A 13480-nucleotide genomic window follows, 5' to 3' on the forward strand; every position below is an offset into this window, starting at 1 on the left:
TTCCTCAAGGATCAGCTGCAGCCGCTGGTGGAGCCACAGCCCTCGCAGATGTAGCAGGACCCGGCCCGCTGCATCTTCGTACCGCAGGAGAAGCAGAGCGGCGCGTCCGCGCTGATGCCGAGCTGCATCTCGACGAGCTCCGCCGAGGTGTGCGCCTGCTTCGGAGCCGGAACCTCCGCCTTCGTGCCGGTCGCGGCCACCGTCTTCGGCGCCTCCTGCTGGCGCGGGGCGGACTGGGCGAGGCCCTCGACGTCCACCTCGACATCGTCGACGGACTGCTCGTACGAACCGGTTTCCAGGTGGCGCTGGCGCTCCTCGGCCGAGTGGATGCCGAGCGCCGAGCGGGTCTCGAAGGGCAGGAAGTCCAGCGCCAGGCGGCGGAAGATGTAGTCGACGATCGACTGCGCCATCCGCACGTCCGGGTCGTCCGTCATGCCGGCCGGCTCGAAGCGCATGTTGGTGAACTTCGAGACGTACGTCTCCAGGGGCACGCCGTACTGCAGACCCACCGAGACGGCGATGGAGAAGGCGTCCATCATGCCCGCGAGCGTCGAACCCTGCTTGGACATCTTCAGGAAGACCTCACCGAGACCGTCGTCCGGGTAGGAGTTGGCGGTCATGTAGCCCTCGGCGCCGCCCACCGTGAAGGAGGTGGTGATGCCCGGGCGGCCCTTGGGGAGGCGCTTGCGGACGGGACGGTACTCGACCACCTTCTCGACCGCGGCGCGGATCGTCTCCTCGGCCTTCTCGGTGACCTCGGCCTTCTCCTGCTCCTTCTTCTTGGCGGAGAGGGGCTGGCCGACCTTGCAGTTGTCGCGGTAGATCGCGAGCGCCTTGACGCCCATCTTCCACGCCTCGAAGTAGACCTCTTCGACGTCCTCGACGGTCGCCGTCTCCGGCAGGTTGACCGTCTTGGACAGGGCGCCGGAGATCCAGGGCTGGATCGCGGCCATCATGCGGACGTGGCCCATCGCGGAGATGGAGCGCTCGCCCATGGCGCAGTCGAAGACCTCGTAGTGCTCCTGCTTGAGGCCGGGGGCGTCGATCACATTGCCGTGCTCGGCGATGTGGGCGACGATCGCCTCGATCTGCTCCTCCTGGTAGCCCAGGCGGCGCAGGGCCTGCGGGACGGTGCCGTTGACGATCTGCATCGAGCCGCCGCCGACCAGCTTCTTGAACTTGACCAGGGCGAGGTCGGGCTCGAGGCCGGTGGTGTCGCAGGACATCGCCAGACCGATGGTGCCGGTCGGGGCGATGACGGACGCCTGGGAGTTACGGAAGCCGTTCTTCTCGCCGAGGCGGAGGACGTCCTGCCAGGCCTCGGTCGCCGCGGCCCAGATCGGCGTGTCCAGGTCGTCCATGCGGACGGCCGTGGCGTTGGCGTCGGAGTGCTGCTTCATGACGCGCTTGTGCGGCTCGGCGTTGAGGGCGTAGCCGTCGTACGGGCCCACGACCGCGGCCAGCTCGGCGGAGCGGCGGTAGGAGGTGGCCGTCATCAGGGAGGTGATGGCACCGGCGAGCGCGCGGCCGCCGTCGGAGTCGTACGCGTGGCCCGTCGCCATCAGCAGGGCGCCGAGGTTGGCGTAGCCGATGCCCAGCTGGCGGAAGGCGCGGGTGTTCTCGCCGATCTTCTCGGTCGGGAAGTCGGCGAAGCAGATGGAGATGTCCATCGCGGTGATGACGAGCTCGACGACCTTGGCGAAGCGCTCGGACTGGAAGGACTGGTTGCCCTTGCCGTCGTCCTTGAGGAACTTCATCAGGTTCAGCGAGGCGAGGTTGCACGAGGTGTTGTCCAGGTGCATGTACTCGCTGCAGGGGTTCGAGCCGTTGATGCGGCCGGACTCCGGGCAGGTGTGCCAGCGGTTGATCGTGTCGTCGTACTGGATGCCGGGGTCGGCGCAGGCCCAGGCGGCCTCGGCCATCTTGCGGAAGAGGGACTTGGCGTCGACCTCCTCGATGACCTCGCCGGTCATGCGGGCGCGCAGGCCGAACGTGCCGCCGGACTCCACGGCCTTCATGAACTCGTCGTTCACGCGGACGGAGTTGTTGGCGTTCTGGTACTGGACGGACGTGATGTCGTCGCCGCCCAGGTCCATGTCGAAGCCCGCGTCACGCAGGGCGCGGATCTTCTCCTCTTCCTTCACCTTGGTCTCGATGAAGTCCTCGATGTCGGGGTGGTCGACGTCGAGGATGACCATCTTGGCGGCGCGGCGGGTGGCGCCACCGGACTTGATCGTTCCGGCGGAGGCGTCGGCGCCGCGCATGAAGGAGACGGGGCCGGAGGCGTTGCCGCCGGAGGAGAGGAGCTCCTTGGAGGAGCGGATGCGGGAGAGGTTCAGGCCGGCGCCGGAGCCGCCCTTGAAGATCATGCCCTCTTCCTTGTACCAGTCGAGGATCGACTCCATGGAGTCGTCGACGGACAGGATGAAGCAGGCGGAGACCTGCTGGGGCTGCGGCGTGCCGACGTTGAACCACACCGGGGAGTTGAAGCTGAAGATCTGGTGCAGGAGGGCGTAGGCGAGCTCGTGCTCGAAGATCTCGGCGTCGGCGGGCGAGGAGAAGTAGTTGTAGTCCTCACCGGCCTTGCGGTACGTCTTCACGATGCGGTCGATCAGCTGCTTGAGGCTGGTCTCCCGCTGCGGGGTGCCGACGGCTCCGCGGAAGTACTTGCTGGTGACGATGTTGACCGCGTTCACCGACCAGAAGTCGGGGAACTCGACGCCACGCTGCTCGAAATTGACCGAGCCGTCGCGCCAGTTGGTCATGACGACGTCACGACGCTCCCAGACCACCTCGTCGTACGGGTGCACGCCGGGGGTCGTGTGGATGCGCTCGATACGCAGGCCCTTGTTCACCTTGGCTCCCTTGGCGCGGGCGCCTCGTGCCGGGCCGCTCGTCGTCTCTGTCATGCCGCCTCCCATATGTGGGCAAAAACGCCCTGAAGTGCCCAGATCTTCCCAAGGCACAGTTTGTGTCTGGTGTCGCGAACGCCGCGCACAGCGCCCGTGACAGGTCTTTTGCCGATCACTGCCGGTCGCCGACGATCACTGTCGATCGCCGGACGGCTCGATCAGTCGGCGGCGGTCGCGGGCACCGGGACCTCTGGGGTCGCACCGGGCCCGCGCCCTTCCGCGGGTGGCCGTCCGTCGCGGAGCTCCGCGATGGCCGCCTCGAAGTCTTCGAGCGAGTCGAACGCCCGGTACACGGACGCGAAGCGCAGGTACGCGACGAGGTCGAGCTCCTGCAGCGGGCCGAGTATGGCCAGTCCGACGTCGTGTGTGGTCAGTTCCGCGCTGCCGGTGGCACGCACCGCCTCCTCGACCCGCTGGCCGAGCTGGGCGAGGGCGTCCTCGGTGACGGGCCGCCCCTGGCATGCCTTCCGTACGCCGTTGATGACCTTGGTGCGGCTGAAGGGCTCGGTGACCCCACTGCGCTTGATCACCATCAGCGAGCACGTCTCCACCGTGGTGAAACGGCGGGAGCAGTCGGGGCACTGGCGGCGGCGCCGGATGGAGGTCCCGTCGTCGGTGGTGCGACTGTCGACGACGCGGCTGTCGGGGTGCCTGCAGAAGGGGCAGTGCATGGCTCCCAACCCTCCTTCACAGCACGACTGAATAGCCTCGCCGGGGCCGTCAGGCCCCTCGAAGCAGCCATAAGCATAGGCGATCGCCACACCCCCGGAAGACCGGGGGACCACAACACTTGGGCGGCCGAGGACATACAACCACTAGATCTAGGGTCTGGGCGGCCAATCACCACCAGCCGCGTGTCGCGACTCGGACACGGTCCGCAGTACCCCGAGGCCAGCGCGGCGCCGACGCGGCACCAGCCCGGCACCGCCCCGCCGGGAAGCCCCTTCAGGGCGCCGCGGGCATGACTCCGAGCCCCTGTTCCGGGGGACGGACGAACGCGGATGCCGGCACCTTACCGACGACGGCCACCGACGACGGCACACCCCCGCGGCACGCGAGGGCGGGCGGGGGGCACGGCGGCGGGCACGAGCCTACGGGACGGGCGCGGCGCCTCCGGCCCGGGGGGCGGCGGATGGCAGACTGGCACCCCGGGCCACCCCCGCCCCACCGGGCGACGGTGGCGGAGGCTAGCGTCATGAACCGAAATTGCCACCGCAGCGAGCAGCGAGAATTCCGGGAAGCGTCGCACATACACCTAGTCACACGCACACGTAAGCCATTCCGCGATTTTTCACTCGAACGTGTGTTTGGCGCAACCTTTCGAAAGCCACTACCGTTGTCCGGCTAGGGAGAACATTCGAGAGGGGCCGACGTGACTACCACCGCAGACAGTGCCACCATCACTGCCCAGGACCGCTCCCAGAGCCGACTTGAGCCGGTACATGCCATGAATGATGCGACGACGAACGCGGAGGGCGCCAAGCCGCCCACGCGCTCCCTCCCCGGGCGACCTCCCGGCATCCGGGCGGACAGCTCCGGACTCACGGACCGGCAGCGCCGCGTCATCGAGGTGATCCGGGACTCCGTGCAGCGGCGAGGCTACCCGCCGTCCATGCGCGAGATCGGCCAGGCCGTGGGGCTGTCCAGCACCTCCTCCGTCGCCCACCAGCTGATGGCACTGGAGCGCAAGGGATTCCTCCGCCGCGACCCCCACCGGCCGAGGGCGTACGAGGTCCGCGGCTCCGACCAGCCCAGCACCCAGCCGACGGACACCACCGGCAAGCCCGCCGCGTCGTACGTCCCGCTGGTCGGCCGGATCGCGGCCGGCGGCCCCATCCTGGCGGAGGAGTCGGTCGAGGACGTCTTCCCCCTGCCCCGCCAGCTCGTCGGCGACGGAGAGCTCTTCGTCCTGAAGGTCGTCGGCGACTCCATGATCGAGGCCGCCATCTGCGACGGCGACTGGGTGACCGTGCGCCGCCAGCCCGTCGCGGAGAACGGCGACATCGTCGCCGCCATGCTGGACGGCGAGGCAACCGTGAAGCGGTTCAAGCGCGAGGACGGCCACGTCTGGCTGCTCCCGCACAATGCGGCGTACCAGCCGATCCCCGGCGACGAGGCTACGATCCTCGGCAAGGTCGTAGCGGTGCTGCGGCGGGTCTGACCCCTCCCCCGCCGACCCCTGATCGGCCCCGGGACCCACTGCGCCGGTCCCGGGGTCCTCCCATGTCACACGCCCATCGGGGGTTACGCCCCCGGGGCCTGCGCCGCCGCCTTCGCCGCCGCGTCGATCGCGGCGAGCGAGCGCCGCACCTGATTGCGGTCGGTCGTGTACCAGAAGTCGGGCAGGGAGGCCCGCAGGTAGCTGCCGTACCGGGCGGTGGCCAGGCGCGGGTCCAGGACGGCCACGACACCCCGGTCCCCCGTGGCGCGCACCAGGCGCCCCGCTCCCTGCGCCATCAGCAGGGCGGCGTGCGTCGCCGCGACGGCCATGAAGCCATTGCCCCCGGCCTCCTCCACCGCCTTCTGCCGCGCGCTCATCAGCGGGTCGTCGGGGCGCGGGAACGGAATCCGGTCCATCACCACCAGCTGGCAGTTCGGGCCCGGCACATCGACGCCCTGCCACAGCGACAGCGTGCCGAACAGGCAGGTCTCGGCGTCCCCCGCGAAGTTCTTGATCAGTTCGCCCAAGGTGTCCTCGCCCTGGAGCAGGATCGGCTTGTCGAGCCTCCCGCGCAGCTCCTCGGCCGCGGCCTGGGCGGCCCGCATGGACGAGAACAGGCCGAGCGTACGGCCGCCGGCGGCCTCCACCAGCTCCGCGAGCTCGTCCAGCATGTCCGTACGGCTGCCCTCGCGGCCCGGAGTGGCCAGATGCCGTGCGACGTACAGGATGCCCTGCTTCGGATAGTCGAACGGCGAGCCGACGTCGATGCCCTTCCAGACCGGTACGTCGTCGCCCTCGGTGCCCTCCGGGGCCAGGCCCAGCGAGGCCCCCACCCCGTTGAAGTCCCCGCCCAGCTTCAGCGTGGCGGAAGTGAGGACCACCGACCGGTCGGCGAACAGCTTCTCGCGCAGCAGCCCGGACACGGAGAGCGGCGCGACGCGCAGGGAGGCGCCGAAGCGGTCATGGCGCTCGTACCAGACGACGTCGTACTCGGAGCCCTGGGTGATCCGCTCGGCCACGTCGTGCACGGTCTCGACGGAGGCGAGCGCCTGCCTGCGCACCGCGTCCTCGTCCTGCACCGACTTGTCGCGCGTGGAGCCCAGCGCCGAGATGACGGCCCTGGCGGCGTCGCGCAGCGCCATCAGCGCGTACCCGAGGTCCTCCGGGATCTCCTCCAGGCGCCCCGGCAGGGCCAGCTCCATCAACCGCTCGAAGCCCTCCGCGGCCGTCTGGAGCTGATCGGCGACCTTCTCGTTGACCAGCTTGGCGGCGCGCCGCACCGCGCGGTTGACCTGGCCGGGGGTGAGCTCGCCGGTGGCGACGCCGGTGACCCGGGAGACCAGCTCGTGGGCCTCGTCGACGATCAGCACGTCGTGCTCGGGGAGCACGGGGGCGCCCTCGATCGCGTCGATGGCGAGGAGGGCGTGGTTGGTGACCACGACATCGGCGAGCTTGGCGCGCTCGCGCGCGGCCTCGGCGAAGCACTCGGCGCCGTACGCGCACTTCGACGCGGACAGGCACTCCCGGGACGACACCGACACCTGGGCCCAGGCGCGGTCCGAGACGCCGGGCGTCAGGTCGTCCCGGTCGCCGGTCTCCGTCTCGTCGGACCAGTCGCGCAGCCGGAGCAGGTCCTTGCCGAGCTTGCTGGTGGGCGCCGCGGCCTCGAAGGCGTCGAACAGTCCCTCTTCGTCGTCCTGCGGGACGCCCTCGTGCAGGCGGTGCAGGCACAGGTAGTTCGACCGGCCCTTGAGCATCGCGAAGTCCGGGCGGCGGCGCAGCTGCGGGTGCAGCGCGTCGACCGTCCGGGGCAGGTCGCGCTCGACCAGCTGCCGCTGGAGGGCCAGGGTGGCGGTGGCGACCACCACACGGTCCCCGTGCGCCAGGGCGGGCACCAGGTAGCCGAGGGACTTTCCGGTGCCGGTGCCGGCCTGGACGAGCAGGTGGGAACCGTCGTCGATGGCCTGGGCGACGGCCTCGGCCATGGTGACCTGGCCTGGCCGTTCCACGCCGCCGACGGCGGTGACGGCGGCGTGGAGGAGGTCGGGGAGGGATGGCTTCGTCATAGCCCGTCCACCCTACGGTGCGGCACTGACAATCCGATCACGGCGATCATGCCAGCGGATTGGGCACGGTGCCGTGGACCGCCGCGTGCGGGCGCTGCGGGCGGTCGCGGTAACCGTCCAGATGCAGCCGGTTGCGGTTGAGGCAGAGCCGCTCGATGCGCGGCGTGAAGAGGTCGAAGAGCTCGAAGCGGTCCTTCAGCTCCGGGAAGCGGGCCTGGTAGCGCAGGATTTCCGCCCGTACGAGTGACCAGAAATCGCTCTCGGGGACGCCGAGTTGCTCCTCGCACAGCGGTGCCAGGAAGCGGAACACCCCGACGAAGAGACCGGAGTGGATGAACTGGGTCAGGAACGCGGGCTCCTCGGTGAGGAGGGTGGCCCGTACGTCGTCGGGCATGGTGTCGTGCTCTGGCAGGGGCCGGGCGCTGACGTTGATGTCGTCGACGAAGTCCTTGATCGCGAGCCGTACGGGCACGTCGTGGTCGTCGAAGACGACGATGGCGTTCTCGCCGTGCGGGGAGAAGACGGTCCCGTAGCGGTGGAGGAAGTGCAGCAGGGGCGGCAGCAGGGCGGCGAAGAGGCGCTGCAGCCACGCCTTGGGGGCGAGTCCCGAGCGGGCCACCAGCTCGGCGGTGAAGGCGCGGCCGCGGGGGTCGGTGTACAGCAGCGCCGCGAGGGTCCGGGCGCGTTCGCCGGGCGGCAGGCGCAGGGGTTCGCGCCAGATCGCCCCGAGGAGCTCCTTGTACTGGTACGGGACCTCGGGCAGGTGGTCGTAGAGGGGGTGCTCGACGGTGACGGAGGCGACCTCGCCCTGGAGGATCACGCCGCACTCGTCGCGCAGGAAGGGGTCGCCGTCGCGCAGGGTGTGGACCCAGGCGGTGACGGCCGGGGCGGCGAGCGTGCGGGCGGTCGGCAGCCCGCGCCAGACGAGGGTGTTGAGGACGGAGAGCGGCAGCTTGACGGTGTGCCGCTCGGGACGGCTGGTGTTGAGGAAGGTGCGGATGGACTGCTGCGGCAGCCGGACGTCGTTGTCGGTGCCCAGTGGCACGATGAGATCGCGGGCGATGGCGGGGGCGTAGAGCGGCAGCAGCACCTCGTCCCACTGCCAGGGGTGGACGGGGAGGAGGAGGTACGCGGCGGGGTCGAGGCCCCGGGCGCGGAGCGCGGCGGTGAAGGAGTCGTGGACGTCCGGGTCGAGCTCGCGGGCGTAGAGCTGCTCGGGGATATCAAGTCCGGTGACCCCGCGATAGGCGGCGAGCTCGGTGGAGGCGGCGATCCACGGCAGCCGGGCCGGTCTGCGGGCTTCGGGTGCCCAGCGGGCCGCGTCGTCGGCGGAGAAGCCGATGCGGCCCTTGTTGAGGACGATCCACGGGTGGCCGGTCTGGTGGCCTTCGAGGTCCGCGTAGTCGAGCTCGGCCAGCTGGTCGGCGCCGAGCGCGGTGTGGTCGAGCCGGGTGTCGGCGGCGAGCGTGGTGGTCAGCTCGCGCAGGAGGTGGCCGAGGGTGGCGCCGTCGATGGCAAGCAGGCCCCGGGCCCGGACGAGGAAGCCGAGCGGGTCCGTGAAGGGCTTCCCGTCGCAGGTGATCGAGTCGGGAGCCACCCGCCAGCTGCCGTACGCGGTGCGGCGTGCGGTGAAGGCGAGCAGGGAGCCGTCGTCGAGCCGGAGCGTGTACGGGTCGTACGGGTCGTCCGCCGGTGCCCCCGCGGCGGCCGGCGGGCCGGCGGGCGCGGGCTCGACGATCTCCTCGTAGGCGAACTCGCCGATCATCTTGGCGAGGAGGCGGCGCGAGGCGCGGTCCCACGCCTCCGCGGTCAGCTCGGGCGGGGTGGCCGACGGCGGTGTGTCCTGCGCCGGGGCGGACGCATCCGCGGAGTCGGGGACGGCAGGGGACTTCGGCACGTGGACTCCTCGGGGTGGGACCGATGCGGGTCGGGTGGGGTACGTAAGGCGGAGGTGTGGAGGGGGAGGCCGTTCACAGGAGGTGTCTCAGGGCGCGGTCGCGGATCATGAGGGCGGCTCTCTTGTCCGGGATGTCGAGTTCCGCGCAGAAGCGGAATCCGGCGGTCATGAAGGCGGAGAGGGAGGGGGTGTTGCGCAGATCCGGCTCGGCGATGACCCGGGTGCAGCTGGGGCGGTGGTCGAGGACGAGGTCGGCGACGGCCCTCAGGAGGGTGGTGCCGAGGCCGCGGCCGCGGTCGGCGACGCCGCCGATGAGGAGGTGGACGCCGGTGTCGTGCGGACGCGCGGGGTAGTGGCGGGCCAGCGGGTCGAGGTCGGCGCGGTAGATCTCGAAGTAGCTCATGGGCGCGTCGCCCAGGACGCCGAGACAGGGCACGCTGCGGCCGTCGCCGTCGAGTTGGGCGCGCAGGTGGGCGGCGGTGACGGCTTCGGGGCCGGCGAGGTCCCAGAAGGCGGCGACCGCGGGGTCGTTCATCCAGCGGGTGATCAGCGGCAGGTCGCGCTGGATGCGTACGGGCACGAGCCGGAAGACGCCCGCGGGGGTGGTGGCCGCGCCCCAGCCGGCGACCGCGTCGAGGAGGTCGCCGTCGGCGAGGGTGTTCCGCGGCTGGTCTGCGGGGATCGGCTCGTCCGCCGTCAACAGGGCGATGAGGTCGTCCGGCAGCCGCATGTCCAGGGTGTCCTCCGTGCCCGTGCCGACGGGGTCCGACGGGGGGCGGGGGCTGATTCCGGTGCCGGTGGTCGCATCGGTGGGAGGCATGGGGCGCTCCTCTCTGCGGAGGGGGTGGTGCCGGTGGTCTCAGGGGTGGAGGGGGTTGGTGACGGAGACGTAGACGGACTGGGTGTCGACCGGGCCGACGAGTTCGTCCAGGCCGTGGAGCCGGGTGAGGAGGTTGGCCTTGCAGCGCAGGGTGGGGCTGTCGAGGAGGAGGCGCGGCAGCGGTGACCCGAGGGCGGTGGCGGTGGTGAGGAACTGGCGGAAGGCGGCGAGGAGGAGGCGTTCGTCGGCGAGGCGCTGGGCGCCGAAGGCCCCGATGAGGCCGAGGACGTTGTTGATACCGAGGTAGTAAGCGAAGCGCTCGTCGGTGACGGCGTCCGGGACGAAGGTGTCGCTCTCGGCGCCGATACCGGGCAACCGGCGCTCCAGGGGCGTGCGGTGGGACTCGCGGAAGTAGTAGCCCTGATTGTCGCGGTAGCGGCCGCCGATGGGCCAGCCGTCGGGGTCGAGGACGACCAGGGTGTTCTGCTGGTGGGCCTCCAGGGCGACGCCGGCCGTGCCGTCCAGCCAGAGCACCGGGCGTACGACGTGGTCCAGGTAGCGCAGGAACCACTCGGCGGCGACGGCTCCGGCGGGCCGGCCGGTGCGGGCGGCGAGGCGGGAGACGGTGACGGCGAGGCGCGACCGCATGCGGGGGCTGCCGGGCCAGGGGCGCGGCGCGGTGAGGCTCGCGATGCAGACGGCGTCGTCGCCGGGGCCGAAGGGGTTGTGGCGGATCATCACGTCGAGCCCGGGGACGGGCTCGCCGGAGGGGGTGTCGACGGCGAGCCAGGCCGGGTCCCGGACGATGTCGAATCCGGGGTGGGCGGCCCGCCACTGCTTGGCCAGTCCGGTGCGCAGCAGCCGGTGGACCTCGACGCCCCGGTGGAGCTCCTTGCGGAGGTTCTCGCGGCGGGAGTTGGTGATGCGCAGGCCGAGCGACAGCTTGAGCATGGCCGGGGCGCCCGGCTGATGGACGGTGCGGATGGAGGAGGTGGGGTACCAGGGGGTGCCGTGGGGGCCCAGGTCGTGGAGGAGTCCGGCGGCGAGGAGCTCGGCGGCCTGGGGGCGGTGGCGCAGTTCGCGGGCCTGCCAGGGGTGCACGGGCAACGCGACGGTGCCGTCGGGCAGTCGCAGGCCGGCGGCGAGGCGGGCGGTGATCCGGTCGGCGGGCAGGGGGCGGCCCTGTTCGGTCCAGGCGGAGTCGGCGGCCAGGACGGAGCGGTCGACGGCCATCCAGTGCAGGGGGAAGGAGCCGTACAACTCCGGTGAGTAGAGGCGTGCCTCGGCGTCGGAGAGTCCCTCGCGGCTCTTGGGTGTGGGGTGGAGCGGGTGGCCGAGCACCAGCGACTGCTCGGCGGCGAGGAACGCGTCGGCCTCCGACACGGGAGTGGGCCGGCGGCGCCGGTGGGCGATGAACTCGGCGGTGCGGCGGGCCGAGTCGGCGACCCGGGCCACCAGGTCGGCGCCTTCGGAGCGGGCGGGCTCGCGGTCCGAGGCGGCGCCCGGGGCGCGGTGGGTTTCACGGCTCAGCAGGGCGGCGACCGTCGCGGCGTCGGCGGGTGGGGCGGTGCGGGGGGCGCCTTCGAGGGCGGGCGGTCCGAAGCGGTGCCAGCCGGTGGCCGACCAGTAGTGGACGGGCACCAGGAGGGCGGTGCCGCTGGCGTCGAGGGGGATCCGCAGGGGGGCCTCGGCGGGTGCGGCCAGGTTCTTCTCCCGTACCCAGCAGCGCAGCAGGTTCTCGGTGGTCGCCGCGTCCGCCGCGCGGTGCGCGTCGGGGTCGTCGAGGTGGTCGACGGGCAGCGCGGCGGTGGAGGTGCGCCGCTCGGCGTACGCACCCGGCTGCTGGCGCGGCACCGTCGTCGACTCGGCCGCGCGGGGGTCTCGGGTCAGGGGGCCGGGACCCGGGTGCGGGGCGGTGGGGCGGCCGTCGGCGTCGGCTGCTTCGGGTGCGGGGGTGCTGTTCACGGAGGGCGCTTTCTGGTGAGGGTGTTCGCGGTCAGCGGGACGGTCCTGTGTCGCTCGTGAGGGGCTGGTGCCGGGTGCGTTGGGCCGCGGTCAGGGCGTCGGCGAAGCGGTCGAGGACCGCCGATGCCTGCTCGTCGGTGAGGGTGAGGGGTGGCAGCAGGCGGACGACGGCGCCGTGGCGGCCGCCGAGTTCGACGATGAGGCCGCGGTCGAGGCAGGCGCGCTGGACCGCGGCCGCCAGCGCCGGGGCGGGCGGCGGAGCCCCGTCGTGGGGGCCGTCGGCGTCCGGGGCGACGAGCTCGACGCCGAGCATCAGCCCCCGGCCGCGTACGTCGCCGACGCAGGGGTGCGTGGCGGCCAGCCCCTGGAGCCGGCCGAGCATGCGGGCGCCGAGGGTCGCGGCCCGCTCGGCGAGCCGGTTCTCGCGTACGAAGGTGAGGGTGGCGGCGCCCGCGGCCATGGCGAGCTGGTTGCCGCGGAACGTTCCCGCGTGGGCGCCGGGCCGCCACAGGTCGAGCGCGGACCTGTAGACGATGACCGCCAGGGGGAGGGAGCCGCCGATGGCCTTGGACATGACCATCACATCGGGGACGACGCCGCTGTGTTCGACGGCCCAGAACGCTCCGGTGCGGCCGACACCGGTCTGCACCTCGTCCGCGATGAGCGGGATGGAGCGGTCGGCGGTGATCTGCCGCATCCGGCGCAGCCAGGTGTCGGGGGCGGGGATGACACCGCCCTCGCCCTGGACGGGTTCGAGGATCATGCCGGCCGGGTCGGGTACGCCGCTCTTGGGGTCGTCCAGGACGTTCTCGGTCCAGCGGGCGGAGAGTTCGGCGCCGCGCTCGCCGCCGATGCCGAACGGGCAGCGGTAGTCGTGCGGGTAGGGCAGGCGGGTCACGCGTACGTCCGTGGCGCCGCCGGAGGCGTCCAGCGCGCCGGCCGTCATGCCGTGGTAGGCGCCGGTGAAGGCGAGGAGGCCGGTCCGCCCGGTGGCCGTGCGGACCAGCTTCAGCGCGGCCTCGACCGCGTCGGTGCCGGCCGGGCCGCAGAACTGGATCCGCGCGTCCTCGGCGAGTTCTCGTGGCAGCGTGGCGAACAGCTCGGTGGTGAAGGCGTCCTTGACCGGGGTGGCGAGGTCGAGGACGTGCAGCGGGGCGCCCGAGTCGATGACCTTCCTGATGGCCTCCAGCACCACCGGGTGGTTGTGTCCGAGCGCCAGCGTCCCGGCGCCGGAGAGGCAGTCCAGATAGCGCCGCCCGTCCGCCCCTTCGATCGTCAGGCCCCTGGCCCGTACGGGCACGATGGGCAGCGAGCGCGCGTAGGTGCGGGCCGCCGATTCGCGGAGCGACTGACGGCGCAGGATGCCTTCGTGCGCGGCGGGCGGCGCCACCGTGGTTGGTTCGGTCGCGGCCACGTCTTCGGGTCCTCCCGGCTGGAGCGGTTGTCTGTCCCCCGTCCGTACCAACGACGGTGCCTCGCCGGGATCACGGTCGTCTCCGGATCCGCGCGGACGCGGGCGGTCGGAGCCCGTCGCACGCGGGGAACCGCGGACCTGCCGGACACCGTCCCCATCGTCACCGGCATAGTGGGGGGCCGCACTCCGGTGCCGTAGTGCAAGAGTTCTAGACGTACTTGGTTACGAAGTCCCAGGGGGATTCA

Annotated in this window: 8 protein-coding genes; 1 reads left to right on the forward strand and 7 read right to left on the reverse strand. The window is 71.8% G+C overall.

The genetic code is table 11. The features are described from left to right. Positions 1-11: 11 nt before the first annotated feature. Positions 12-2909, reverse strand: a complete 2898-nt coding sequence (locus tag ACIRNI_RS26635) for a vitamin B12-dependent ribonucleotide reductase (protein ID WP_403555043.1) — start codon at positions 2907-2909, stop codon at positions 12-14. A 161-nt stretch (positions 2910-3070) separates the two neighbouring features. Then, positions 3071-3583 (reverse strand): transcriptional regulator NrdR, encoded by a 513-nt coding sequence (nrdR, locus tag ACIRNI_RS26640; RefSeq protein ID WP_355356786.1) that lies wholly within the window; start codon positions 3581-3583, stop codon positions 3071-3073. A 701-nt stretch (positions 3584-4284) separates the two neighbouring features. On the opposite strand from nrdR, the gene lexA reads away from it, so the two are divergent. Further along, positions 4285-5073, forward strand: a complete 789-nt coding sequence (gene lexA, locus ACIRNI_RS26645; protein ID WP_403555045.1) for a transcriptional repressor LexA — start codon at positions 4285-4287, stop codon at positions 5071-5073. 83 nt (positions 5074-5156) lie between these two features. Here the strand turns inward: lexA and ACIRNI_RS26650 are convergent, their stop codons facing one another. The 5 genes from ACIRNI_RS26650 to ACIRNI_RS26670 all read right to left on the reverse strand — a co-directional run bounded on the left by ACIRNI_RS26650 (position 5157) and on the right by ACIRNI_RS26670 (position 13235). After that, complete coding sequence (locus ACIRNI_RS26650; protein ID WP_403555047.1) at positions 5157-7139, reverse strand: ATP-dependent DNA helicase; 1983 nt, start codon at positions 7137-7139, stop codon at positions 5157-5159. A 46-nt stretch (positions 7140-7185) separates the two neighbouring features. Further along, complete coding sequence (locus ACIRNI_RS26655) at positions 7186-9036, reverse strand: IucA/IucC family protein (RefSeq protein WP_403555049.1); 1851 nt, start codon at positions 9034-9036, stop codon at positions 7186-7188. Positions 9037-9109: 73 nt separating this feature from the next. Beyond that, positions 9110-9856, reverse strand: a complete 747-nt coding sequence (locus ACIRNI_RS26660) for a GNAT family N-acetyltransferase (RefSeq protein WP_403555051.1) — start codon at positions 9854-9856, stop codon at positions 9110-9112. A gap of 39 nt (positions 9857-9895) precedes the next feature. Beyond that, entirely contained in the window at positions 9896-11821 is a 1926-nt protein-coding gene (locus ACIRNI_RS26665; protein ID WP_403555053.1) for an IucA/IucC family protein, read from the reverse strand. 31 nt (positions 11822-11852) lie between these two features. Beyond that, positions 11853-13235, reverse strand: coding sequence for a diaminobutyrate--2-oxoglutarate transaminase family protein (locus ACIRNI_RS26670; RefSeq protein ID WP_403555054.1), 1383 nt, complete (start codon positions 13233-13235; stop codon positions 11853-11855). Positions 13236-13480: the final 245 nt, after the last annotated feature.

The sequence above is a fragment of the Streptomyces sp. NPDC093546 genome, from assembly GCF_044765045.1.
Classification (GTDB): domain Bacteria; phylum Actinomycetota; class Actinomycetes; order Streptomycetales; family Streptomycetaceae; genus Streptomyces.

Excerpts from the sequence above, each read along its gene's own strand:
- ACIRNI_RS26635 (WP_403555043.1), bottom strand. The coding sequence starts at position 2,909 with ATGACAGAGACGACGAGCGGCCCGGCACGAGGCGCCCGCGCCAAGGGA.
- ACIRNI_RS26650 (WP_403555047.1), bottom strand. The coding sequence starts at position 7,139 with ATGACGAAGCCATCCCTCCCCGACCTCCTCCACGCCGCCGTCACCGCC.
- nrdR (WP_355356786.1), bottom strand. The coding sequence starts at position 3,583 with ATGCACTGCCCCTTCTGCAGGCACCCCGACAGCCGCGTCGTCGACAGT.
- ACIRNI_RS26660 (WP_403555051.1), bottom strand. The coding sequence starts at position 9,856 with ATGCCTCCCACCGATGCGACCACCGGCACCGGAATCAGCCCCCGCCCC.